The sequence below is a fragment of the Streptomyces sp. NPDC048255 genome (assembly GCF_040652415.1).
Lineage (GTDB): Bacteria > Actinomycetota > Actinomycetes > Streptomycetales > Streptomycetaceae > Streptomyces.
In genome coordinates, this window is the sequence record NZ_JBEZMA010000002.1 from 133156 (window position 1) to 157463 (window position 24308).

General features: G+C 72.1%; 23 protein-coding genes. 16 read left to right on the forward strand and 7 right to left on the reverse strand.

Translation table 11 applies throughout. The features are described 5' to 3' along the window. Window positions 1–45: 45 nt before the first annotated feature. Window positions 46–606, reverse strand: a complete 561-nt coding sequence (locus tag AB0D94_RS03070; RefSeq protein WP_362044714.1) for a dihydrofolate reductase family protein — start codon at window positions 604–606, stop codon at window positions 46–48. 36 nt (window positions 607–642) lie between these two features. Between AB0D94_RS03070 and AB0D94_RS03075 the strand changes: the two genes are divergently transcribed. Further along, complete coding sequence (locus AB0D94_RS03075; protein WP_362044716.1) at window positions 643–1719, forward strand: enoyl-CoA hydratase/isomerase family protein; 1077 nt, start codon at window positions 643–645, stop codon at window positions 1717–1719. A gap of 113 nt (window positions 1720–1832) precedes the next feature. Here the strand turns inward: AB0D94_RS03075 and AB0D94_RS03080 are convergent, their stop codons facing one another. Next, the gene (locus AB0D94_RS03080; protein ID WP_362044718.1) at window positions 1833–4100 is read right to left on the reverse strand and encodes an excinuclease ABC subunit UvrA; all 2268 of its coding nucleotides are present in this window, start codon (window positions 4098–4100) and stop codon (window positions 1833–1835) included. Further along, window positions 4097–4525, reverse strand: a complete 429-nt coding sequence (locus AB0D94_RS03085) for a VOC family protein (protein WP_362044720.1) — start codon at window positions 4523–4525, stop codon at window positions 4097–4099. The genes AB0D94_RS03080 and AB0D94_RS03085 overlap by 4 nt, the downstream gene beginning before the upstream one ends. Window positions 4526–4619: 94 nt before the next feature. Here AB0D94_RS03085 and AB0D94_RS03090 point away from each other — a divergent pair, with 94 nt between their 5' ends. Together AB0D94_RS03090 and AB0D94_RS03095 are read left to right on the forward strand one after the other, a co-directional pair. Beyond that, a complete protein-coding gene (locus AB0D94_RS03090) occupies window positions 4620–5390 on the forward strand; it encodes a TetR/AcrR family transcriptional regulator (protein WP_362044722.1) in 771 nt (256 codons plus the stop codon). Window positions 5391–5612: 222 nt separating this feature from the next. Beyond that, window positions 5613–6356, forward strand: coding sequence for a class I SAM-dependent methyltransferase (locus AB0D94_RS03095; RefSeq protein ID WP_362044724.1), 744 nt, complete (start codon window positions 5613–5615; stop codon window positions 6354–6356). On the opposite strand, the gene AB0D94_RS03100 is transcribed toward AB0D94_RS03095, so the two are convergent. The 3 genes from AB0D94_RS03100 to AB0D94_RS03110 all read right to left on the reverse strand — a co-directional run bounded on the left by AB0D94_RS03100 (window position 6347) and on the right by AB0D94_RS03110 (window position 8524). Beyond that, window positions 6347–7270 (reverse strand): SDR family oxidoreductase, encoded by a 924-nt coding sequence (locus tag AB0D94_RS03100; protein WP_362044727.1) that lies wholly within the window; start codon window positions 7268–7270, stop codon window positions 6347–6349. The genes AB0D94_RS03095 and AB0D94_RS03100 overlap by 10 nt on opposite strands. 184 nt (window positions 7271–7454) lie before the next feature. Next, window positions 7455–7961 carry an SRPBCC family protein gene (locus AB0D94_RS03105; RefSeq protein ID WP_362044729.1) on the reverse strand — a complete coding sequence of 169 codons (507 nt, stop codon included), beginning with the start codon at window positions 7959–7961 and terminating at the stop codon, window positions 7455–7457. After that, window positions 7958–8524, reverse strand: coding sequence for a sigma-70 family RNA polymerase sigma factor (locus AB0D94_RS03110; RefSeq protein WP_362044731.1), 567 nt, complete (start codon window positions 8522–8524; stop codon window positions 7958–7960). Before AB0D94_RS03110 ends, AB0D94_RS03105 begins: the two co-directional genes overlap by 4 nt. 220 nt (window positions 8525–8744) lie before the next feature. On the opposite strand from AB0D94_RS03110, the gene AB0D94_RS03115 reads away from it, so the two are divergent. Both AB0D94_RS03115 and AB0D94_RS03120 read left to right on the forward strand, forming a co-directional pair. Next, the gene (locus AB0D94_RS03115) at window positions 8745–10256 is read left to right on the forward strand and encodes a carboxylesterase family protein (RefSeq protein ID WP_362044733.1); all 1512 of its coding nucleotides are present in this window, start codon (window positions 8745–8747) and stop codon (window positions 10254–10256) included. A 334-nt stretch (window positions 10257–10590) separates the two neighbouring features. Then, window positions 10591–11127 (forward strand): RNA polymerase sigma factor, encoded by a 537-nt coding sequence (locus tag AB0D94_RS03120; RefSeq protein WP_362044735.1) that lies wholly within the window; start codon window positions 10591–10593, stop codon window positions 11125–11127. Here the strand turns inward: AB0D94_RS03120 and AB0D94_RS03125 are convergent. Further along, a complete protein-coding gene (locus tag AB0D94_RS03125) occupies window positions 11104–11607 on the reverse strand; it encodes a hypothetical protein (RefSeq protein ID WP_362044737.1) in 504 nt (167 codons plus the stop codon). The two genes, AB0D94_RS03120 and AB0D94_RS03125, sit on opposite strands and share 24 nt — an antisense overlap. 208 nt (window positions 11608–11815) lie before the next feature. Between AB0D94_RS03125 and AB0D94_RS03130 the strand changes: the two genes are divergently transcribed. The 11 genes from AB0D94_RS03130 (at window position 11816) to AB0D94_RS03180 (ending at window position 24248) form a co-directional block, all read left to right on the forward strand. Next, on the forward strand, window positions 11816–13315 hold the full coding sequence (locus AB0D94_RS03130) for an AMP-binding protein (RefSeq protein ID WP_362044739.1): 1500 nt from the start codon (window positions 11816–11818) through the stop codon (window positions 13313–13315). 215 nt (window positions 13316–13530) lie between these two features. Then, window positions 13531–14187, forward strand: a complete 657-nt coding sequence (locus AB0D94_RS03135) for a 4'-phosphopantetheinyl transferase superfamily protein (RefSeq protein WP_362044741.1) — start codon at window positions 13531–13533, stop codon at window positions 14185–14187. A gap of 65 nt (window positions 14188–14252) precedes the next feature. Further along, a complete protein-coding gene (locus AB0D94_RS03140) occupies window positions 14253–15503 on the forward strand; it encodes a 3-deoxy-7-phosphoheptulonate synthase (protein ID WP_362044743.1) in 1251 nt (416 codons plus the stop codon). A 122-nt stretch (window positions 15504–15625) separates the two neighbouring features. After that, window positions 15626–16513, forward strand: coding sequence for an alpha/beta hydrolase (locus tag AB0D94_RS03145; protein WP_362044745.1), 888 nt, complete (start codon window positions 15626–15628; stop codon window positions 16511–16513). Between the two features lie 314 nt (window positions 16514–16827). Beyond that, entirely contained in the window at window positions 16828–18432 is a 1605-nt protein-coding gene (locus tag AB0D94_RS03150; RefSeq protein ID WP_362044747.1) for a class I adenylate-forming enzyme family protein, read from the forward strand. 5 nt (window positions 18433–18437) lie between these two features. Beyond that, a complete protein-coding gene (locus tag AB0D94_RS03155; protein WP_362044750.1) occupies window positions 18438–20111 on the forward strand; it encodes an AMP-binding protein in 1674 nt (557 codons plus the stop codon). Beyond that, window positions 20108–20365: an acyl carrier protein gene (locus AB0D94_RS03160; protein ID WP_362044752.1), complete on the forward strand. Its 258-nt coding sequence runs from the start codon at window positions 20108–20110 to the stop codon at window positions 20363–20365. The genes AB0D94_RS03155 and AB0D94_RS03160 overlap by 4 nt, the downstream gene beginning before the upstream one ends. Continuing rightward, entirely contained in the window at window positions 20362–21384 is a 1023-nt protein-coding gene (locus AB0D94_RS03165) for a hypothetical protein (RefSeq protein ID WP_362044754.1), read from the forward strand. Before AB0D94_RS03160 ends, AB0D94_RS03165 begins: the two co-directional genes overlap by 4 nt. Then, window positions 21381–21608 carry a phosphopantetheine-binding protein gene (locus AB0D94_RS03170; protein ID WP_362044756.1) on the forward strand — a complete coding sequence of 76 codons (228 nt, stop codon included), beginning with the start codon at window positions 21381–21383 and terminating at the stop codon, window positions 21606–21608. Before AB0D94_RS03165 ends, AB0D94_RS03170 begins: the two co-directional genes overlap by 4 nt. Before the next feature lies 1 nt (window position 21609). Further along, window positions 21610–23124, forward strand: coding sequence for an AMP-binding protein (locus AB0D94_RS03175; RefSeq protein WP_362044758.1), 1515 nt, complete (start codon window positions 21610–21612; stop codon window positions 23122–23124). Then, window positions 23121–24248 carry a ferritin-like domain-containing protein gene (locus tag AB0D94_RS03180; RefSeq protein WP_362044760.1) on the forward strand — a complete coding sequence of 376 codons (1128 nt, stop codon included), beginning with the start codon at window positions 23121–23123 and terminating at the stop codon, window positions 24246–24248. Before AB0D94_RS03175 ends, AB0D94_RS03180 begins: the two co-directional genes overlap by 4 nt. The last annotated feature ends 60 nt before the right edge of the window (window positions 24249–24308 follow it).

The window sequence follows — 24308 nt, forward strand, 5'->3', positions numbered from 1 at the left end:
CTGGCCGCCCCGGGCCCGGCGTGATCGGCGGGGCGCCCCACAGCACTAGGCCCGCTCGTACCGCAGCTGGACGACCCCGTTGCCGAAGGTGCGCGTCCCTTCGAGGCGTAGCGGCGTGCGGGTGGCGGACGGCGGGAAGAGCGGTCTGCCGCGGCCGATGAGGACGGGGTGGATGTAGATCCGGTACGCGTCCACCAGGTCGTGGCGCAGGAACGAGGCGGCGAGATCCGCCCCTCCCAGGCACAGGTCACCGCCCGGGGCCGCCTTCAGGGCCGCGACCTCCGCCGGTACGACTTCGCGGACGATCACGCTGTTCGGGCCGGACCGTTCCAGGGTGCGCGAGTACACGTATTTGGGCGTGTCACGCCAGATGCCGGCGAACTCGGCCGTCGGCCCGGCGTTCGCGGGGTCCGCGTCGGCGGTCGGCCAGAAGTCCTCCATGAGCTCGTACGTCACGCGGCCTTCCAGGAAGCCGCCCATCGTCCGGAGCTCGTCGTTGAAGTGCTGGTGCAGCTCGTCGTCGACCAGGTGCCAGTCGATCTGCCGCTCGGGACCCTCGATGAAGCCGTCGAGGGACACCCCCATCATGAGAATGATCTTCCGCATACCGGATCACGCTACTCCGCGGACATACTGATCGGCGTGAAGACCGATGACGGCAGCGCCGAGAACACCGTCCTGTTCGAGATCCAGGGCCGCACGGGGGTGGTCACCCTCAACCGCCCCAAGGCCCTCAACGCCCTCACCCACCCCATGGTGCGGCGGATCGACGAGGCCCTCACGGCCTGGGAGCACGACCCGGCCGTCCACCAGGTCATGATCCGCGGGGCCGGGGAGCGCGGTCTGTGCGCGGGCGGGGACATCCGGGCCATCCACGACGACGCGAAGGCCGGGGCCACCGCCTCCCCCGCCTTCTGGCGCGACGAGTACCGGCTCAACGCGCACATCGCCCGCTACCCCAAGCCGTACGTCGCCCTCATGGACGGCATCGTGATGGGCGGCGGGGTCGGGGTCTCGGCCCACGGCGGCGTCCGCGTCGTCACCGAACGCTCCCGGGTCGCCATGCCCGAGACCGGGATCGGCTTCGTCCCCGACATCGGCGGCACCTACCTGCTCGCCCGTGCCCCGGGTGAGCTCGGCACCCACCTGGCCCTCACGGGCGCCGCCGTGGGCGCCGCCGACGCGCTGCTGTGCGGACTCGCCGACCACTTCGTCCCCGCCCGCCGGCTCGACGAGCTCACCGCCGGGCTCGCCGCGGCGCCCGCGCACGAGGTGCTGCCGCGGTACGCCGACACGCCCGCGCCCGGTGACCTCGCCGGCCGGCGGCCCTGGATCGACCACTGCTACGCGGCGGACACCGTCGAGGAGATCGTGGACCGGCTGCTCGGCCACGGCGACCCGGCCGCGAAGGAGGCCGCGGAGACGATCCTGGCCAAGTCCCCGACGGCGCTCAAGGTCACCCTCGCCGCCCTGCGCCGGGCCGCCGGGACGCAGACGCTGGAGCGGGTACTGGTACAGGAGTTCCGGGTGTCCTGCCGTGCGCTGGCCCTGCCGGACCTGGTGGAGGGGATCCGGGCCCAGGTCGTCGACAAGGACCGCAGCCCACGCTGGTCGCCCGCGGCCCTGGAGGCCGTGACCGACGCCGAGGTCGAGCGGTTCTTCACCCCGCTCGGCGCCGGGTACGAACTGGAGTTCCCGGAGGCCGGCGCGCCCCGCTGACCTGGGGGCCGAGGGGGACCGGCCCGCGCTCCCTCACCCCCGTCCCGCACGCCGCCCGGCTCGCGCAACGCCGTACGTGTCCGCGTACGGCGTTGCGCGTGCCGGCGTAGGGGCTACGAGGCGACGTACTCCCGCAGGTGGCGGGCGGTCAGCGTGTCGGCCTCGGCCACCAGGGCCGCCGGAGTGCCCTCGAAGACGACCTCGCCCCCGGCGTGTCCGCCGGCCGGGCCGATGTCGATCAGCCAGTCGGCATGCGCCATCACGGCCTGGTGGTGCTCGATGACGATCACCGAGTTCCCGTCGTCCACCAGCCGGTCCAGCAGGGCGAGGAGCTTGTCCACATCAGCCATGTGCAGCCCGGTCGTCGGCTCGTCCAGGATGTAGGTGGAGGACTTCTCCGCCATGCTGATGGCCAGCTTGAGGCGCTGGCGCTCGCCGCCCGACAGGGTGCTGAGCGGCTGTCCGAGGCGCAGGTAGCCCAGCCCCACATCGGCGAGCCGGCCCAGGATCGCCCGGGCCTGGCCGGTGGTGAAGAAGGCGTGGGCCTCCGACACCGGCATGTCCAGCACCTCGCTGATGTTCTTGCCGTGCAGCCGGTACGCGAGCACCTCGGGCGTGAAGCGCTTGCCCTCGCACTGCTCGCAGACCGAGGCCACCCCGGCCATCATCGCCAGGTCCGTGTAGACCAGCCCGAGACCGGTGCACTTCGGGCACGCGCCCTCGGAGTTGGCGCTGAACAGCGCGGCCTTGACCCCGTTGGCCTTGGCGAAGGCGGTCCGGATCGGGTTCAGCAGCCCGGTGTACGTCGCCGGGTTGGAGCGGCGCGAGCCGCGGATCGGGGACTGGTCGGCCACCACCACCCCTTCCCGCCCGGCCAGGTACCCGTGGATCAGGGAGCTCTTCCCGGAGCCCGCGACCCCGGTCACCACCGCCAGCACCCCCAGCGGCACCTCCACGCTGACGTCCTTCAGGTTGTGCAGGTCGGCGCCCTTCACCGACAGGTGGCCGCGCGGGGTGCGCACCGGCTCCCGCAGCCGCGCCCGGTGTTCGAGGTGGCGGCCGGTGAGGGTGCCGGAGGCGCGCAGCCCGGCCACGTCCCCGCTGTAGCAGAGCTGACCGCCGGCCGTGCCCGCGCCCGGACCGAGGTCCACGACGTGGTCGGCGATCGCGATGACCTCGGGCTTGTGCTCGACGACGAGCACGGTGTTGCCCTTGTCGCGCAGCCGCAGCAGGAGGTCGTTCATCCGCTGGATGTCGTGCGGGTGCAGTCCGGTGGTCGGCTCGTCGAAGACGTACGTGATGTCCGTGAGCGAGGAGCCGAGGTGGCGGACCATCTTGACCCGCTGGGCCTCGCCGCCGGAGAGGGTGCCGGAGGGGCGGTCCAGGCTGAGGTAGCCGAGGCCGATCTCGACGAGGGAGTCGAGCAGGTCCCGCAGGTTCGCGAGCAGCGGGGCCACGCCGGGGTCGTCGATCCGGCGGACGAAGGCGGCCAGGTCGCTGATCTGCATCGCCGAGCACTCGGCGATGTTCACCCCGTCGATGCGGGAGGAGAGCGCGGCGGCGGACAGGCGGGTGCCCGCGCAGTCCGGACAGTCGGCGAAGACCACGGCCCGGTCCACGAAGGCCTTGATGTGGGCCTGCATGGACTCTCGGTCCTTGGACAGGTACGAGCGGCTGATCTTGGTGATCAGGCCCTCGTACGTGAAGTTGTTCGAGCCGACCTTCACCTTCACCTGGCTCTTGTGCAGGAAGTCGGCCCACTCCTGCTCGGTGAAGTCCTTGAGCTTCGTGTCGGGGGAGTAGAAGCCGGAGTTCGCCATGATCTGCCAGTACCAGGAGTCCACGGCGAAGCCCGGGACCGTGATTGCGCCCTCGTTGAGGGAGAGTTCGCGGTCCACGAGCTGGTCCACGTCGATGTCGGAGACCTGGCCGATGCCCTCGCAGCGTGCGCACATGCCCTCGGGCGCGTTGAAGCTGAAGGCGCTGGAGGTGCCGATGTGGGGGGTGCCCAGCCGGGAGAAGATGATCCGCAGCATGGTGTAGGCGTCGGTGGCGGTGCCCACGGTGGAGCGGGAGTTGGCGCCCATCCGTTCCTGGTCGACCACGATGGCGGCGCTCAGGTTGTGCAGGCCGTCCACGTCCGGCCGGCCGAGGCTGGGCATGAAGGACTGGATGAACGCCGTGTACGTCTCGTTGATCATGCGCTGGGACTCGGCGGCGATGGTGCCGAACACGAGGGAGGACTTCCCGGAGCCGGAGACGCCGGTGAAGACGGTGAGGCGGCGCTTGGGGATGTCCAGGGAGATGTCCGCGAGGTTGTTCTCCCGCGCTCCGCGGACCTGGATGACCTGGTGGCCGTCGGCGAGGGGGGCCTGATTCACGCCTGACCCTCCTGGCCGTGCTGGTCGTCGCCGGACTGCTCGTCGCCGGTCCCGGTGGCCCATTCGACGAGCTGGATGATCACGCCGTTCGGGTCGGCGACCTGGAAGAGCCGCTCGCCCCAGGGCTCCTCGCGCGGCTCCAGGGCGATGGTGACGCCGGCGGCGCGCAGCCGCTCGTACTCCGCCGCGAGGCCGGTGACGGTGAAGGCCAGGATCACGCCGCCGGCGTGCTGGTCCCGGAAGCCCTCGGGGAGGACCTCCAGTCCGCGCTTGAGGAAGATCACCTCGGGCCCGCCGGGGCGGGTGAGGGCGGCGAAGCCCTCGGCCGCGTTGGCCTCCTCGTAGCCGAAGTGGCCGGACAGGAAGGCTGCCGAGGCGGGGACGTCGTCTACGTTCAGGGATATGGCGGTACTGGTGATCTGCACGGGAACTCCTCGCGAGGGCGACTGTCTCGGGCTTACTCTATACACTGTACTCTATACATCGTAGATAATTATTGGGGCGCGGAAGGGGCCGGAGATGGCGAAGGACCGGAGCTCGGCGGGCGACCCCGTCCGCACACTGGAACTGCTGTGGCGCGAGCCGGGCCAGGAGGTCAGGCAGTCGGGGCGGCGCGGACCGCGCCAGGGGCTCAGCGTGGACGCCGTGGTCGCCGCCGCGACCGCCCTCGCCGACGAGGAGGGGCTCGCCGCGCTGACCATGCGGGCGCTGGCCCAGCGCCTCGGCGTCACCCCGATGACCCTCTACACGTACGTCCCGGGCAAGGCCGAGCTGCTCGACCTCATGCTGGACGACGCGTACCTGCACATGGACCGCCGGCCGGCCGCCGCCGGGGAGCCGTGGCGGCTGCGGGTCACGCGCGTCGCCGACGACAACCTCGACCTGCTCGAGCGCCACCCCTGGCTCGCGGACCTGTCCGTCACCCGCCCGCCCCTGGGCCCCGGGGTGATCGAGAAGTACGAGTACGAACTCGCGGCCTTCGACGGCATCGGCCTCACCGACGTCGAGATGGACGCCGCCCTCACCCACCTCCTGGGCTTCGTCCATGCCAACGCGGTGGCCGCCGCCGACGCCGCCGACCACAACAGCCGGCAGAGCGACGAGGAGTGGTGGGCCGTCAGCGCCCCGCTGCTGGAGCGGGCCATGGACCCCGAGCGCTATCCGCTCGGCGGCCGGGTCGGCAGCGCGGTCGGCGCGTACGACCCGCGGACGGTGTGGGCCTTCGGCCTCCAGTGCGTCCTGGACGGGCTGGCCCGCCTGATCGAGACCCGCACCGGCCGGGAATCCTGAGCCTGCGAAAAGCCGCCCCGGCGCGCCCCGGAAAGCCCTCCTGGCGGCCCTCGGCGGGCGTACGGGGGCTCGCGCGCGGCCTCCTGGAGGGGCGGGGTCCGGCGCGGGCGCAAGGGGCCCCAGCGGTCCGTCCAGGGGTCGCCCGAGGGATGTCGTACGGCCTCTGACCTGGGCTTATGTGCTTCCGCTGGTTATGATCGTGCCCTCGGGAAAGGGGAGTTCATGGACCGGAACATACGCTCGGTGGACGACGTGCTCAGCCTGCTGGACGGCCTGTTCGCCGCGGAGGCCGACCGCTGGACGACCGGCGGCGCGACCTGGTGGGACGGGTTCTACGCGGACCGTTCCAGGGAGATGCCGTTCTTCGTGGCGAAGCCGGACGAGAACCTCGTCTCCTACCTCGAACGCGGCCTGATCACCCCGGGCCGAGCCCTCGACCTGGGCTGCGGCCCCGGCCGCAACGCCCTCCACCTCGCCTCGCTGGGCTTCGAGGTGGACGCCGTCGACCTGTCGCCCGCGGCCGTAGCCTGGGCCGAGGAGCGCGCCCGCGACGCCGGCGCCGACATCCGCTTCCACTGCGGCGACGCCTTCGCGCTCACCGCGGCCGAGCTGGGCGGACCGTACGACCTGATCTACGACTCGGGCTGCTTCCACCACCTGCCGCCCCACCGCCGCATCAGCTACCGCGCCCTCCTCGACCGCGCCCTCGCCCCCGGCGGCCACCTCGCCCTCACCTGCTTCGCCGCCGGAGCCATGGGCTCCGAGCTGCCCGACGCGGACTTCTACCGGCAGGCCGGTCTCGGCGGCGGGCTCGCCTACACGCCCGAGTCGTTGCGCTGGATCTTCTCCGACCTGGCCGAGGTCGAACTGCGGCGCATGCGCGACGAACCGGCCGCGTCCCCGGTCTTCGGCGAGCCCTTCCTCTGGACGGCGCTCTTCCGCCGCGCGTCGCCCGCTCAGCGGTAGCGGTCGGGGTCCGCCGGCAGGCCCGGGTCCTGGACCTCGACCAGGTACCGCCAGGCGTCCGGCCTGCTGCCGTCGAGATCCGTGAAGCCGTAGACCCGGGCCAGCTGCCCGCTGGACAGGGACTGCCCGTTCCACCGGGACACCTCCGGGTCCGCGGCGAGCGCGGCGACCGCCCGGCCCACGTACGAGGGGGTCTCGGAGATGCCGAAGTGCGGAACCTTCTCCAGGGCGTCCCGCCAGTTCCCCTCCGTCACCCCGAAGTTGTCGAGCATCATCTCCGAGCGCAGCCAACCCGGGGTCAGCGCCACCGCGGTGGCCCCGCGCGGCCCCAGCTCGTGGCCCAGGGCGAACGCCATGCGCAGGACCGAGGACTTGGCGATGTCGTAGAAGAACGAGACCCGGTAGCGGCTCGTGTTGTAGTCGCTGGTGCCGTCCGTCATCTCCACCACCAGCCCGCCCGGCTCGCGCAGCAGCAGCGGCACCGCGAAATGGCTGGTGATGGCATGGGTCTCCACCGCCAGCCGCATCAGCCGCAGCCCCTTGTCCAGGTCGTGCTCCCAGACCGTGCTGTCCCACTCGAAGAGGTTCTCGCCGCCCCAGATGTCGTTGACCAGGACGTCCAGCCGCCCCTGTTCGGCGTCGATCCGGCCGACCAGGGCCTCGACCTGCTCCGGCACCAGATGGTCGGCGACCACCGCGACGCCCCGCCCGCCCGCCGCGGTGACCAGCTCCGCCGTCTCCTCGATGGTCTCGGGCCGGTCGTACTCCGAACGCCTGCCCCGGGTGCTGCGCCCCGATACGTAGACGGTCGCGCCCCGCGCTCCCAGCTGGACCGCGATGCCCCGGCCCGCGCCCCGCGTCGCCCCGGCCACGAGGGCGACCTTGCCTTGAAGAGTCCGCTGTGATTCCGGCATGACCAGACCCTACGACGCCCGCGCCGCCCAGGCCCGCTGAACACGGCCGGCCCGGGCCGGGCAGGCCCGTACGGCCCGCGGGCCGGTACAACCCCTCCTCCGGGCCGCACCGTTGAGCGGAGGCCGTGGTGCGGGGAGTGGCGCCGGAGAGTGGCGCCGGGGAGCGCTGATCCGCCGCCCGGGATCAGGACGCGCCAGGCCGGACCGTGCCGCGGGCCGACGCGCGGCGCCGGGTACGGGCGATCATGCGGCGGCCCCGGTCGGTGCCCAGGGCGCGCAGCGCGTTCAGCGCCTTGGCCTCGCGGCTGCCGCGGACGCCGCCGAGGACCGCGAAGCGCGTACCGTCGCCCTCGGGCACCGCTGCCATCCCGCCGACCACGTGCCGGCTCTGCATCAGGCAGTACCCGGGCTGGAGCAGCACCTCGAACCTGGCCCGGTAGCCGAGCGGGCCGTAGGCCCAGCCCTGGCCGCGCTCCGGGGCGCCGGGACGGAAGCCCGGGACCATGCGGAAGGACTGCAGGGTCGGCACCAGGTGCGGCAGTTCGCCCTCCAGGTCGCTCGCCACGTCCCACACCTCGTCGAAGGGAGCGTCGATGTACTCCTCCGCGTACATGACGGCGCCCAGCCCGGCGGCCATCACGCGCAGCCGCTGGACGGGGTCGAGTGCGGCCGTAGGCCAGCCGGTGGTCATCGCGTCCACGCCTTCCGAAAGCTGTTGCGGGCCCGGTGCAGCCTCGACTTCACCGTGCCACAGGGGATGTTCAGGATCTCGCTCGCCGACCGTTCGTCCAGGCCCTCGAGTTCGCGCAGGGTCAGCACCGCGCGGTGCTCGGAGGACATCCGGCGCAGTACGTCGTGCACGTCGGAGGCCAGTTCCGAGCTGCGCGACCCGGGTACGTCGTCGAACTCGCCCCACGGGGTCTCCCGCTGGGCGCGCCGCGCGACCCGGACGGCCTCGCGTACGGTGATGGTGCGCACCCACGCGTAGAGGGCGGTCGGATCCTTCAGCCGGGGAAGACCCTGGAAGACGGCGATCAGGGACTCCTGCACCGCGTCCGCGCTGTCGGTCAGGGCGATCGGGCGGCACAGCCTGCTGACGTACGGGGTCAGCAGGTTGAGCAGGTCGTTGACGGCCAAGGCATCGCCGGACTGGGCGGCCCTCACCAGCCTGGCCGCGGCTTCCCAGGGATCCGGCTCCAGGGGCCGCGGGGTGTCCAGCTCGTGGCGCCGGACACCGGGGTCGGCTGTTTTCACGTGCCGTTCTCCTCCCTCGCGTGGCATCGCTCCACCCGTGCGCCGGACGGCGCTCGGTGCACGGTGCTTCATAGGACAGAGGGGCCAAACGGAGCGGATACTCCCGCGCGGCTGCATATTTGCGCGGAAGACTCGGGGACCGGCGGGAGTGTCCGGGGCCCGGAACGCCTCTCTCATGGTGTCGACGATGCCTGCTGGAGCTGTGAAGGGGCCGAGGAAGTTGGAGAGAGAGCTTCATCCCGAGGTGCGTACCGGGCAGGGTGTGGTGAGGGGACGGGTCGAGGACGGGATCGCCGTGTTCCGCGGGATCCCCTACGCGCGCCCGCCCTTCGGCGAGCTGCGCTTCGGCGCGCCGCGGCCCGCGAGGCCGTGGGACGGCGTACGGCCCGCGCTGGAGTTCGGGCCTCCGCCGCCGCAGTACGACCGGATGAGCCCGCAGGCGGCCACGGGCCGCCAGGAGCAGGCTCCGGACTGCCTCACGGTCAACGTGTGGTCCCCGGCGCTCGGCGCCGTCGGGCTGCCCGTGATGGTGTGGTTCCACGGGGGCGCCTACGTGTTCGGCCGCTCGGCGGACCCGGTGTACGACGGGGCCCGGCTGGCCCGCCGGGACGTCGTGGTGGTCAGTTTCAACTACCGGGTGGGAATGGAGGGTTTCGGGCAGCTGGCCGGGAGCCCGGCCAACCGGGGCCTGCTGGACCAGATCGCCGCCCTGCGCTGGGTGCGGGAGAACATCGCGGCCTTCGGCGGCGAGCCCGATGACGTGACGGTCTTCGGCGAGTCGGCCGGAGCCGGGTCCATCGCGGCCCTGCTGGCGATGCCCGCGGCGGCGGGGCTGTTCCACCAGGCGGTGGCGCAGAGCGTGCCCGGCTCGTACTTCACCCCGGAGCTGGCCTCCGGCATCGCGCAGGCCGTCGGTGCGCGTGTGGGTTCCGCCGCGACCGCCGAGGCCCTGCGGGGCGGCGATCCCCACCTGCTGGTGCGGGCCGCGGATGCGGTGTTCGCCGAGCGGGCGCGGTACCCGGACCGGTGGGGCACCGTCGCCCATACGGAGACCATGTTCTCCCCCGTGGTCGACGGGGAGTCGCTGCCGTGCACCCCGTGGGAGGCGGTCGCGAAGGGCGCGGCCCGCGACCTGGCCCTGATGCTGGGTCACAACCGGGAGGAGTTCCGGCTGTTCATGGCCAAGCGGGGCGAGTTCGGCGCCGTGACGCGGGAGCGGGCCGCCGAAGCCCTGCGGGTCTTCGGGCCCGGCCCGGACGGCGAGCGGGCCTACCGCGAGGCCTACCCGGGGGCGGGCGCGGAGGAGTTGTACGAGTCGGTGATGTCGGACTGGCTGTGCCGGGTGCCGACGCTGCAACTGCTGGAGGCCCAGGTGGCCGCGGGCGGGGTGGCGTACGCCTATGAACTGCGCTGGCCCGCCCCGGTGTCCGGCGGGAGGCTGGGCTCCTGCCACGGTCTGGACGTGCCGCTGGTGCTCGGGACCCTGGACGCCCCGCTGGCGCGGCAGCTGCTCGGGGACACCGTGCCGGAGGAGGCCGGCGCGCTGTCGGAGCGGATGCAGTCGGCCTGGGTGCGGTTCGCCGGGTCCGGGGATCCGGGCTGGCCCGGATACCGTTCCGCGGGGCGGCTGTCCAAGGTGTTCGACTGCGAAGACGGGCTGCTCGGGGATTTGGTGGCAGCATCCCGCCGGGTATGGGAGGAGCACCCCTTCCGGGCGCTGGGGCCGCGTTAGCCGGCGGCCGCACCGGGCGGCCGGCATTCCGCCCGAGTGGCCCCTTTGGAACGCTATGGGCGATACGCATCTCGCATTGCGGAAGTGATTTGGATCCGTCCAACTATCGCCGCCTGATGCTAGGGTGACCGGTGTTGTACAGAGTCAGAGTTCAGGCGCGACGGGGGTTGATCGCCTGTACTTCGACTGCCTGTGGATTGCTACTCACGGGTTAAGTACGAATGTGCAACGCGTCAGCAAAGTTCATTCAATAAGCAACTTTGTGTTGGCGTGCGCAATCGAATGGTGTGACGCCGCCCCCGTCCGGCGAACGGGATCCAACAATGGGGGCGCAGTGGCTGAAACCGATGTCGCGCGGACGGCTGGCTGGGATATGGAGGAGTTGGCCCGGCTCGTGGAAGGCGCGCAACGGGGCGACGCCTTGGCCATGGACGAGCTGCTCGGCGTCGTCGCGCCGTACGTCGGCCGAATCTGCGGGCCGGTGGCATTGCAGGACGGGGCGGACGCGGCGCAGGAGGCGCTGATCGCGGTATTCCGCAACATTCATCAGCTGAAAACGCCCGCGGCGTTCCTGGGCTGGGTGCGCGCCATCGCCGCCCGGGAGGCCCTCAAGTACGCGAAGCAGCGCCAGCGGCAGGGCTCTTTACCGCCGGACTGGGACGAGAAGCCGGTGCCCGAGGACCTCCAGCTCGCCTCGGACATCGCCGACGTCATGGGCAGGCTGGCACCCGAACACCGGGTCGTGCTGACCCTGCGCCACATCGACGGCCTGAACGAACAGGAGGTCGCGGGGGTTCTCGCGGTGCCGGTGGGGACGGTCAGGTCCCGGCTGTTCCGGGCGCGGCGCTCATTCCGTTCCGCCTGGGAGTGAGCGCGCGTCCAGCCGGAGCTGGAGGCGGTCGAAGAGCATGCCGGTACGGCGCTCCGCCCGCAGCACGCGCACGCGGTCGACGACCTGGCCGCCGGGGAAACGCAGGCTGCTGAAGAAGGCGAAGCGCGTTCCGGCGCCCTCGGCCACGGCGGCCATTCCGCCGACGATCGCCTTGCTCTGCATCAGGCACCAGCCCGGCCTCAGCACCACGTCGAAATGCTCGCGGTGTCCGATAGAACTCACGGCCTGTCCGGTCAGCCGGTCCTTCTCGGTTCCGGTAATGGTGAAGGAACGCAGGCCCGGGACAATATGCGGAAGTTCCTTTTCCAGATCCGTCGCGACGGCCCACAGCCGCTCGATCGGCACGTCGAAAAGACGCTCGCCGAAACTCGGGTACTTGGAGGCGGAGGCGATGACCTTCAGGCGCCGCAGCGGATCGAGTTCAACCGCCGGCCAGTCGTTGTGCAGCGGACCAGTCACTGGCTACCGCCCCCTCTGTCTCGGTATGCGGGAGAGACTCTCAGCATCCCCCTGCCTGGTCAAGCTATTCGGAATACCCGCCCCGGGGCCGCCGCACGCGACGGCCTTCGAGAGAAATTGGATCCGGGCGGGAGTGCATCTCCGCCGTAGGGCCTCTTTCCCCTTGAAGGAGCAGGATACGTGTGCATCGTACAAGGGGAGCGGCGGTATGTGGCTTACTCAGTTGCTGGAGCGCAATCGGCAGGGCTTCGGCGGGCGGGTGGCCCTGGCCGACGCACGGCGCTCGCTGACCTGGGAGCAGCTGGCCGGACGCGTCGAGACGCTGGCGGGACGGCTGAACGCGCGCGGAGTGCAGCGGGGGGACCGGGTGGCGGTCCTGTCGGCGGACCGTAGCGAAGTGATCGAGACCTACTTCGCGTTGGGACACCTCGGGGCGGTCTTCGTACCCCTGGACCCGAGCCTGGTCCCCGGGGAGGTCGAGGAGATCGTCGACCACGCCAAGGTCGTCGGTGTCATCGGCGAGGGAGCGCTGCTGGAGCGCGCGGACCGGGGCTCGACCGCGAGCAGTTGGCGGCTGGCCTTCGAGGACCCGCTGTTCCAGGACGGGCCGGGCGCCGAAGGCGGTGGGCAGCAGGCCTTCGAACCGCACGTCCGGGCCGACGACCCCGTGGCCATCCTCTACACCTCCGCCACCGGCGGCCGCCCCAAGGGCGTGGTCGTGGACCACCGTTCGGTCAAGGACATCTCGCTCGGCTGGCTCGCGGCCACGGCCCCGCCCTCCGACGGCGTACTGGTCACCAGCGGGCCGCTGTTCCACGGGACGGTCGTACTGGCCTTCGCCCATCTCGCCGCGGGGGCCGCCCTGGTGGTGGCCGGACCGCGGCCGCAGGACATCGTCGAGGCGGCCCGTACCCACAAGGCGACGCACCTGTGGCTGGTGCCGGAGACGCTGCGCGCGGTGCTGGACCACCTCGGCGGACACCCGGACGAGGCCCTGCCCGCTTCGCTGGCCGAGGTCCTCTACGGAGCCGCCCCGCTCCCCGTCGAGCTGTACGCGCGGGCCGCCCGCACCCTCGGCTGCGGCTTCCGCCAGGTGTACGGGCTCACGGAGGCGGGCGGCCCGATCGTCACCCTCGGGCCCGGCGAACACCCGGACCCGCTCGGGGAACTGCCCGAGACGCTGCCCACCGGCCAGGTCATCCCCGGGATGTCGCTGCGCATCGCGGACGAGAACGGCCGGCCGCTGCCCGCCGGGCACACCGGCGAGATCCTGGTCCGCGGAGACGGCCGGATGCGCGGCTACTGGCGCGACCCCGCGGCCACGGCGGCGGCCACCGTCACGGGCTGGCTGCGCACCGGGGACCTCGGCCGCCTCGACGGCGAGGGCCGGCTGCACCTCGTGGACCGGCTCACCGACCTCATCATCAGGAACGGCCGCAACGTCTACCCGGCCGAGATCGAGCGCGTGCTGCGCAGGCACCCCGCCGTCGCCGACGCGGCCGTGGTCCCGGTCGCCGACGGCGACGAGGGCGAGGTGCCGCTGGCGCTGGTCGTCCTGGTCCCCGGTGCCGCCGCGGACCGGACGGAGATCCTGGGCCACCTCTTCGAGCGGATGGCCGAGTACAAGGTCCCTAAGGACGTCCAGATCATCGAGGAGCTCCCGCGCAACTCCACCGGGAAGGTGCAGAAGAAGCTGCTCACCGCCTGAGCCGCCGCCGGCCGGGCACACGCCGGTCCAGGCACACGCACGTCCAGGCACACGCACGTCCAGGCACATGCAAGTCCGAGCACACGCAAGTCCGAGCACATGTACGTCCGAGCACATGTACGTCCGGGCACACACGTCCGGGCACACGTACGTCCGAGCACGTGAACGTCCGAAGACGCGAACAACCGGGAACGGGGAAGAAAGCCGTGCGATCCATGGGGACCCTGCTGACACTGCCACGCGCGCTGACACACTTCCGGCCGCAGATACCGGGGCTCGGCTTCGGCGTCTCCTCCGTCCACGAAGGACCGCCGGTCGCCGTGCGCGAGGCCGAGCGCCGGATGGCCAGCGGCATGCCGCCCCGGCGCAGGGCCGACTTCCTGATCGGCCGCAGCGCGCTGCACCGCGCGCTGCGTTCGGCGGGGCTCACCGCGGACGCGGTGCTGTTCGAGGGGCCGCGCCCGCTGCTGCCGCCCGGGATCTCGGCGTCCATCAGCCATTCCGACGGCGTCGCCGTCGCCGTGGCCGGTCCCTCGGACCGGTTCCGCGCGCTGGGCGTCGACCTCGAACTGACCGGCCTGCCCCTGGAAGCGGCCCACCTGGTGCTGCGCGGAGCCGAGACCACCCTGCTCCAGCAGGCCGGTGACGCGGCCCAGCAGCGGCTGCTCGCGATGTACTCCGCCAAGGAAGCCGCCTTCAAGGCACTCAGCCCGCTCCTCGGCCCCGGCCTGACCGGCCTGCGCGACCTGCGCCTCACGGCCGACGCCGACGGATACCTGGCCCATGCCACGAGCCGTCCCGAGCTGCGGATGCGCGTGAGCGTACGGCGGCTCCCGCAGGGCGTCCTGTGCTGGGCCGTACCACAGCACTAAAGCCTTCCCCGTGCGCGATCTGCCCCGTACCCCACCCGCACCACCCTCATGGAGGTCATGCCGTCATGCACGCACCCACCCTGCTCGCTCCGCCGCGGCCGGCGGACTGGACGCCGTCCGACTGGCGTCTGCATCCGGCCGCCCAGCAGCCCGAATGGCCCGACCACGCCCTGCTGCGCCGGGTCCGGGCCCGCCTCGCCGGCACCGCACCGCTCGTCCAGCCCAGCGAGGTCCTGGACCTGCGCCAGGCGCTCGCCCGGGCCGCGCACGCCGAAGCCTTCGTGGTGCAGCTGGGCGACTGCGCGGAAACCTTCGAGACGCCCACCTTCGCCGGTACCGCCGCCCGCGTGGACCTGCTGCACAGCACCGCCCGGACCGTCGGCCGCGCCCTGCACCGGCCGGTGATCCCGATCGGCCGGATCGCCGGCCAGTACGCCAAGCCGCGCTCCTCGCCGACCGAACGGGTCGGTGACCTCGTACTGCCCTCCTTCCGCGGGCACCTGGTCAACGATCCGGCGCCCGATCCGGCCGCCCGCGTCCCCGACGCGATGCGGCTGCTGCGCGGCCACGCGCACGCCCGCGACGTACTCGCCCTGCTGCGCGAGCTCGCCGAGTCGGGGATGGCCATGCAGGACTCGGCGGCCGGCGGCGCCCCCGCCGTGTGGACCAGCCACGAGGCGCTGCTGCTCGACTACGAGGAGCCGCTGGTGCGCCGCGATCCGGTGACCGGCAGCTGGTGCCTGACCTCCACCCACCTGCCGTGGATCGGTGCGCGCACCTGCGAGCCGGACGGCGCGCACGTACGGTTCCTGGCGGGCGTGGCCAACCCGGTCGGGGTGAAGGTCGGCCCGGGCACCGATCCGGAGCGGCTGGCCGAGCTGTGCGAGCGGCTCGACCCGGACCACCAGCCCGGACGGCTGGTCCTCATCTCCCGGATGGGCGCGGACGCGGTGCGCTCCGTACTGCCTCCACTGGTGGAGACGGTCGCCCGGCTCGGCCACCCCGTGGTCTGGCTGTGCGACCCGGTCCACGGCAACACGTACACCAGCGGTACGGGCCACAAGACCCGGCACGTGGACGTGGTGGGCGAGGAGATCCGCGGTTTCTTCGCCGCGGTGCGCACGGCCCGCGGCTGGCCCGGCGGGATCCACCTGGAGGCCACTCCGGCCGATGTCACCGAATGCGTGGGCGGCGCACCGGGAGTCGCGGAAGGCGACCTTCCGCTGCGCTACGAGACGGCGTGCGATCCGCGCCTGAACGGCGCGCAGACCGCCCTCGTGGCCCAGCTGGTCGCGGAGCTCTGCGCCCCCCGCTGACCGTGGGCGCGGCGCGGCGAAAGGTTCCGATGAGTTCTCCCACATTTCCCGGCGGAACGTCCGGCGCGGTCGCCGACTCCTGACGAGCGACCCGACCGACCACCCGATCCTGGGGAGTTGCCATGCAGGACCGCACACCGCCGATGCCCGAACTCGAAGGCGTCCGCCATCACTACGCCGAGGTCCGGGGTGTGCGGCTGCACATCGCGGAGGCGGGCGAGGGGAAGCCCGTGGTCCTGCTCCACGGGTTCCCGCAGCACTGGTACGGATGGCGGCGGCTGATCCCGCTGCTGTCCGGCGACCACCGGCTGATCTGTGTGGACCTGCGGGGCTTCGGCTGGTCCGACGCGCCGGCCCGGGGCTACGACACCGACAGCCGGGTGGCCGACGTACTCGCCGTGATGGACGCCCTCGGGCTGGAGCGGGCCGCGCTCATCGGACACGACTGGGGCGCGTGGACCGGCTTCCACCTCTGCCTGCGGGCCCCGGAGCGGTTCAGCCACTTCCTCGCGCTGAACATGCTGCACCCCTGGCCGCTGCACCGCCGCCTGATGCCGCAGTCCTGGCGGTTCTGGTACACGGCGGTGCTGGAACAGCCGCTGCTGGGCCGCTGGATGCTGCGCAACCGGCCGGGATTCACCCGGTACCTGATGCGCAAGGGGGTCGCCGACGCGGCGGTCTGGCAGCCCGAGGTGATGGACGAGTTCGTCCGCTCCAGCCAGGAGCCGGACCGGGCGCGGGCCGGCGAGGCGCTGCACCGGGCCTTCGCACTGCGGGACATCGCGAAACTGCTCCTCGGCAGCTTCAAGAAGCACCGGCTGACCACGCCGACGGTGATCATGGCGGGAACCCGGGACTTCATGCTGCCGCCGAGCGTGCTCTCGGGCGGCGGGCGGCACGCCGACGACCTGCGGCTCGAGGTGGTCGCCGACTGCGGGCACTACCTGCACGAGGAGCGCCCCGACCTGGTGGCCAAGACCGCCCGGCAGCTGTTCTCCGAAGGCCTCTGAGCACCGCGTCCGGCCCGGTCAGCAGCCCCTTCCCCGGGGCCGCTGCCCGGGCCGGACGCGTTCCCGGGCGCCTCGCGCGGACCCGTCAGGACCGGTCAGGAACGGGCGTAGAGGGCGTCCCGCGGCCGGAGTTGGACGCTCCGGAAAAATACTCGAATTCCGGTGGAGTGTGACGGCCGGATCCCGGCTCTTATCTGGTGTCGGCTGCTTCCAGTCGCTTCAGGAAAACCACGAAACCCAGCGCGATGCGCCCGTGGCAGGGCGGTGTTCGCGCTGCCCGAAAGCAATAGCCAGGCCGAGCAGAGGGATGACGAATGCCCGACATATCCGCACTCAACCTCGACGTGATACCCCAGCCCACCGCGTCCCTCGGAGTGCTCCCCGCCGTCGCCGCCGAGAAGAACCCGGACACGCCCTTCCTCTCCGACACCGCGTGGCGGACCTACGACGGTCCGGTGCGCAACTTCGCCGAGTTCGCGCAGGCCGTGGACGACTACGCCGACCGCCTGTGGGCGGCGGGCGTCCGCAAGGGCGACGTGGTCGCCGTGGTCCAGCGCAACCACATCGAGGTCGAGGGCGTGATGTGCGCCCTCGGCAAGATCGGCGCGCTGCCCGCGCTGCTGTCCTCCGGCATGGAGGTCGGTGAGCTGCTGGAGTGCTTCGCCCGCCTGCAGAACCCGTACCTCCTCGTCGACTCCCTCGGGCTGTCCCGGCTGACCGAGTCCCGGCACGCGCTGCGGCTGCTGGTGCGCAACGTGCTGTGTCTGGAGCCGACCGAGGAGAACTGGGTCGTTCCGGTGCAGGACCGGCTGCCGCACGTGGCCAACCCGCGCGACGAGGACGAGTGGTTCGTCATCACCCACTCCTCGGGCACCACCGGCGCCCCGAAGATGGCCGCGCACTCGACCCGTTCGCTGTTCGGCATGGTCGCCCCGATGATCATGATCTTCCGGGACCAGTACTCGACCGACGACCTGAACGCCAAGCACCTGTCGTTCGTCCACGCCCGCACCTGCGCCGGCACCTTGGCCTCCCTGGAGACCGCGATGCCCGCCCTGGCCATCGCCGACCCGGACCCGGCCAACGTCAAGCGCCTGATGCTCGAACACCGCCCGACCTCCCTGGAGACGCACCCGAACGTCTACATCCAGTGGGAGTCGCTGGCCGACGACCCGGACCGGCCCTTCCAGCACGTCGAGCGGTTCATCAGCACCTTCGACGCGATGCACCCGCGCACCGTACGGGCCCTGCTGGGCGCCTCGGAGCACCCGAACGCCCACTACTTCCAGGCGTACGGCCAGACCGAGTCCGGCCCCATCTGCCTGCGCATCGTGACCCGTGAGGAGTCTGCGGACTACTCGCCGCGCAACGTCGGCCACCCCGGCGGCGGCATGGAGATCCGCATCGTCGACGAGAACGGCCACCCGCAGCCGGCGAACACCCCCGGCGTCATCGAGACCCGCTCGCCCGGCCGCATGCGCGGCTACGTCGGCGGCGACCCGATGCCGCCGGAGGACTCCTGGTGGCCGATGGGCGACATCGGGCGCCAGCTCGACGACGGCTCCCTCGAACTGCTCGACCGCATCGTCGAGCACGTCGACGGAGTCGGCAGCCTCCTGGAGAAGGAGGACCACCTCCTGGAGGCCATGCCCGAGCTGGTCGAGCTCGTCCTGGTGAAGGCCGAGGACACCGAGGACAGCACCGTCTTCGCCGTCGCCTGCCCCCGCCCCGGCACCGTGCCCGACCCCGAACGGTTCCGCGCCGTCGCCGCCGAGGCCGGACTCCCCGACCTCCAGGTGCGCTTCTGGGAGTGGGAGGCCATGCCCGTCACCGGTTCGTACAAGGTCCGCCGGTCGGTGCTGCGCCGCAAGCTCGCCGGCCGCATCCAGCGCACCACCACGCCCGAGAAGGAGGCCTGACCGCCATGGTCCAGCTGTGGAACCTGCTCTCCGAGTCCGTCCACGACGCCACGATGCTCCACACCCCCTCCCGCCAGGAGGAGCCCGTATCCGGACCCGCCCTGTTCGCCCGTGCGGAGCGCACCGCGGGCACCATCCTGGACGCCTGCGACGGCCGCCTCCCACGCCGCGCCGGCCTGCTGATGGCCAACGGCGAGCCCTGGGTGCGCGGCCTGCTGGCCCTGCTCCGGCTCGACGCCGCGGCGGTGCCGCTCGCGCTGCCGGTGGCCTTCGGCGGGGCGGACGCCTACGCCGCGCACATCCAGCGGATCGCGGCCGACGCCTCCCTCGACGCCCTGCTCGTCGACGGCAGCCTCGGCGGCCGGATCGTGTCCCGCGTCGCGGCCGCCGTACCGCACCTGCCGGTCATCGACATCGCCGAACCGCCGCCCACGGGCAGGGAACTGCCCCCGGTGCGCGGCGGCGGCGACGCCCCGGCGGTCATCCAGTACACCTCGGGCAGCACCTCGGCGCCCAAGGGCGTCGTGGTCACCCACGACAACGTCGACGCCGGGCTCGACTCCATCGGGGACGGCACCCGGTGGGGTCCCGGGGACGCGCTCGGCCAGTGGCTTCCGCTCTTCCACGACATGGGCCTGTTCACCATGCTCGCCTCGCTGCGGTACGGCACGAAGACCTCGCTGTGGCAGCCGGGCGACTTCGTCCGCCGCCCCATGCAGTGGCTCAGCGAGTTCGCGGCGTCCCGGTCCACCATCCTGCCCGCCCCGAACTTCTTCTACGACTACCTCGTCGCGGCCGCCGCCAAGGGCATCCCCGACGACCTGGACCTCTCCGCCTGGCGCTACGGCGGCAACGGCTCCGAGCCGGTACGCCTGAGCAGCCTGGAGGCCTTCCAGGAGACCTTCGCCCCCTACGGGCTGCGGCCGCAGGTCGTGCAGCCCAACTACGGGCTCGCCGAGGCCACCCTCATCGTCAGCAGCGGCATCCCGCTGACCGGCTACCGCAGCCTGCTGGTGGACCGCTCGAACCTGTCGGTCGGCGACCGGGTCACCGAGAGCGTTGAGGACGGGCCGACCGTCCGCTCCGTCGTCTCCTGCGGCCCCGCCGTCGCCGGCATCGAGGTCCGCATCGGCGACGCCGAGGGCACCGCGCTGGACGAGGGGACCGTCGGCGAGGTGCAGATCGGCGGCGCGCCCGTCACCTCCGGATACCTCGGACTGCCCGCCGAACAGCAGCCGTTCACCCCCGACGGGATGCTCCGCACCGGAGACATCGGATTCCTGCACGACAGCGAGCTCTACGTCATCGGCCGGATGAAGGCGATGGCCGTCGTCCGCGGCCAGAACTACTACGCCGAGGACGTCGAGGAGATCGTCAAGGCCACCCCCGGAGTCGACCGCCGGCACTGCGCCGCCTTCGCCTGGGACGACGACGGTGAGGAGCGGATGATCGTGATCTGGGAGACCAAGCTCGACATGGACACCGCAGCCGCCGTCGGCGAGGCCATCCGCGCCCGGCTCATCGAACACCTGGGCCTGGGCGCCGTGGAGACCGTCGCCGTCTCCCCGCAGAGCCTGCCCTTCACCAGCTCCGGCAAGGTCAAGCGCTCCGGCGCGGCCGACCTCTACCGCCAGCAGACCAAGCCCCTCACCACCGCATCGGAAGGACGCCACCAGTGAGCGCCGACCAGACCCTCGACATCGTCGTACGCGCCCTGGCCGCCCAGGCCAACGTTCCCGCGGCCGGCATCGACACCGACAAGCCCCTCTCCGCCGTCCCCGGCATCGAGTCGGTCAAGGCGCTGCGCGCCATCACCGACATCGAGGACGAGTGCGACGTCGTCATCCCCGACGACTTCCTCTTCGAGACGGCGACCGTGCGCGAGCTCGCCGCGTTCGTCTCCTCCCTGATCCCGGAGGGCAGCTCCATATGACGGTGGAGACGGCGGCGCCCGACGCGCTGCTCGGCGCCCTCGGCCGGTTCACGGCCGTACCCCGGGACATCGGGCGCTACGACACGGACGCCCGGACCGCGGCGCAAGCCCTGCGCGCCGCGCCGGAGCAGGTGGCCCAGCTCGCGGCCGAAGGACTGCCGCACGTGACCGACTCCGAGCGCGGCCCCCTGTTCGACTACGACGACCTGATGAACGTCGGCATGTTCTGCGGCACCGGACAGACGGTCCCGGAGCTCGGCCTGCGCTTCCTCATGCGGTTCGCCGCCTCCTCCCGCAACAGCTGGTACACGCCCCGGCAATGGGAGATCGGCGTCCACCCCTCGCGGACCGCAGGGGGCGAGCGGGCCGGGGCCGCCGCGGCCCCGGGCGTACGGCTGCCCGAGGTCACCGTACGGGTCCCCGACCTGTCGGCCCCCGGAGTGGAGCTGCTGTCGGAGCAGCCCTTCGCCGACCCGGTGCGGGTCGGCGGCTACGAGGCCACCGTCCGCCTGACCGGCGCCGACCAGACCGTGCGCGACCCGCGGATCCACGAGGCGTGGAACGAGGTCGTCGAGGGCCTGGCCTCGCGCCGGGTCACCTACCAGACGGTGCCCGAGCCGCTGCGCGCCGACCACCACCGGGCCTGGGAGCTCGGCATCGCCGACTGCGTGGTGGCCTCGCGGCTGCTCGCGGACCGGCTGCGGGCGGCCGGCCTGGAGGCCACGGCCCGCCGCGGCTACCTGCTCGGCCTCTTCGGCAGCGACCACGCGTGGTGCGACGTCGTCGAGGACGGGGTGCACAAGTCCCTGGACCCGGTGTTCGCCTTCGTGGCGACCGTCGGGGACGAGCGGGGTGTCGCCGAGTCCCCGGAATTCGCCGCGGCCTGCTTCGGAAGCCGCTTCAACCGGCTGCTGCCGTGCCGCACGGACAGCGCGGAACCCCTTGTCTACTTCGACGGCGAACCCGCCCCGTACTGGGCGATGGTCGGCGTCAGCGCCCGCCCGCGGAGGAGCTCATGACCCTGGCACGCACCCTCGTACGCAACAGCCTGGACCACCCCGCCCTCCTCGACCGGGTCACCGACGAGGCCAGCCTCGCCGGCGCCGGAGTCAACTCCGGTGAACTGATCCGGCTCGCACTGCACATCGAGGAACACCTCGGCCGGGCGCTGGAGGACGAGGAGCTCCTGGAGCTGACGTCCATCCGCGCCGTCGCCGAACTGGTAGGGAACGAGGCGGCCTGACATGTGGCTCAAGCACGTGGTGCGCCGCGGCCTGGACCGCGCCCCCGAGGCCCTCGCGCTGCGCGACAGCCGCCGGGACGTCAGCTGGCGCCGGCTGCACCGGGACGTGGAGGCGCTGGCCGCCCTGCTGCGCCGGGACGTCCCGCGCGGCAGCCGCGTCCTGGTGCTCAGCGGCAACCGGGTCGAGGTGATCGAGACCTACCTGGCCTGCGCGGCCGCCGGAGTGGTGGCCGTACCGGTCAACCCGGCGCTCACCGACCGGGAGATCGGCGCGATCGTCGAGTCCGTGGAGCCGGCCGCCGCGGTGGCCGAGGCCGAGAGCCTGACCCGCCTCGGCGGCCTGTGCCCCGGGCTGCCGCTGACGGACATCGCCGAGGTCGGCGAACTCCCGGACGCCGGAGCGGAGTCCCTCGGCCGGGAGGGCAGCTCACTCACCGACCCGGTGATGATCCTGCACACCTCCGCGACGACCGGCACCGCGAAGGGCGTCGTCGTCGACCAGCGCTCCCTCCAGCTGAACGCGCTGTCCTGGCTGGCCGACGTAGGGCCGCGGCCCGGCACCGTCTTCCTCAACGCGGGCCCGCTCTTCCACGGCAGCGTGGTGATCGCACTCGACCACCTCGCGGCGGGCGGCACGGTCTGCGTCCTGGACCGGTTCACCCCGCAGGGCTGCCTGGCCGCGCTGGAACGCTGGGAGGTCGAGCACGCCTTCCTGGTGCCTTCCATGGTGCGGCTGGTCCTCGACGCGAGGGCCCTGGCGACCACCCGCCTCGACGCGCTGCGGCTGCTCCTGCACGGCGCCGCGCCGATGCCCGCGGAGCTGGCGGCCGAGGCTCGGACACGCCTCGGCGTGGAACTGCAGACGGTGTTCGGCATCACCGAGGGCGGCGGACCGGTCATCTCCCTCGCCCCGCACGCAGCGGCCGGCGAGCCGCCCGTACCCGGTGCGGTGTGCGTCGGGCGGCCCATGCTCGGCACCGAGCTGCGGATCGCCGACAGTGACGGCCGGGAGGTTCCGGACGGCACCATCGGCGAGCTCCAGGTGACCGGCGACGGCCTGATGCAGGGCTACTGGAAGCGCCCCGAGGCCACCGCCGAAGTGCTGCGCGACGGCTGGCTCAACACCCACGACCTCGGCTGCGTGGACGACAGCGGCCTGGTCTGGGTGGTCGACCGCCGCAACGACCTGATCCTGCGCGGCGGACAGAACGTCTACCCGGCCGAGATCGAGCACGTCCTGCGGCAGTCGCCCTCCGTCGCCGACGTGGTCGTCGTGCCGGTGGCCTCGCCGATCTGGGGACAGGTCCCGGTGGCCTTCGTCGCCCCCGTCACCCCGGACGCCTTCGACGCCGCCGAACTGCTCGGGCTGTGCGTCGACGGGCTGGCCGCCTACAAGCGGCCCAGCCACTTCCTTCCGGTGGAGACCATCCCGCGCAACCCGGCCGGCAAGGCACTGCGGCCCAAGCTCCGGGAACTGGCCCACCGGATCGTCATCGAAAGTGAGGACACCCCATGACCACAGCCGACTACACGAAGCCGGAGATCCTGACGGCGCTCGCCGGCGAATGGGCTGTCCCGGTGCACGGCGACGCCGTGATCCAGTGGGACTACGACCAGCGCAACGACAAGATGGTCCGCCTGTACAAACAGGGCAAGCAGCGCCAGTGGGACATGGACGAACGGCTCGACTGGGACCATCAGGTGGACCCGGACGACCCACTCGGCCTGCCGGACGACTTCATCTCCATCTCGGGATCGAAGCTGTGGGACCGGCTGCCCGAGAGCGAGCGGAGCATCGTCCGCAAGCACACCAGCGGCTGGCTGTACTCGCAGTTCCTGCACTCGGAGCAGGCGGCCCTGATCGCCGTGGGCAAGATCCTGCTCACCGTGAACGACCTGGACTCCAAGCTGTACGCGGCCACCCAGCTGATGGACGAGGCACGGCACGTCGAGGGGTTCAACCGTTTCCTGCACACCAAGATCGGCCTGCGCTACGGACTCTCCCCGTCCATCGCCGCGATGTTCGAGCACGCGATGCGCGAACCGCGCTGGGACTTCGGCGTGCTGGCGGCGCACATCCTCGTGGAGAACATGGGCCTGGCCACCTTCGGGGTGCACCGCGAGCGGCTGAAGGACCCGCTGGCCCGGGCGTTCAGCGCCTACGTGGCCCGCGACGAGGCCCGCCACGTGGCCTTCGGCCGGCTGCTGCTGCGCGAGTACTACCCGCAGCTCAGCGACGCGGAACTGAAGGAGCGCGAGGACTTCGTCGTCGAGGGCTGCTGGGCGCTGCGCGACCGGTACGTCGACGACGACATCTGGAACACCCTCGGCTACGGCGAGGAGGCCATCAAGGCCTCCCGCCGCTCGCCCGCCAAGCGGGAGTTCCGCCGCCTGGTGTTCATGCGGATCGTGCCGGGCCTCAAGGAGATCGGCATGTTCGGCCCGCGGGTGCAGGAGGCGCTGCAGAAGATGGGCGTGCTCGGCTTCCAGTCCGTGGACGAGGCCGCGCTGCGCGAGCTGGACGACAAGGCGGCCGTGGACGAACTGACGCGGCGCGAGATGGACTTCCGCCGCCGCGACATCGCCTCCGTCGTCGACCTCGGCTCGGCCACCCCGGACGGCGCTCCCGCCGTCTCCTGAACCGGTCCGCCGCGGCGCCGGGACCGCGGGTCCCCCGTCCCGTCCCCGGCGCCGCGGCGG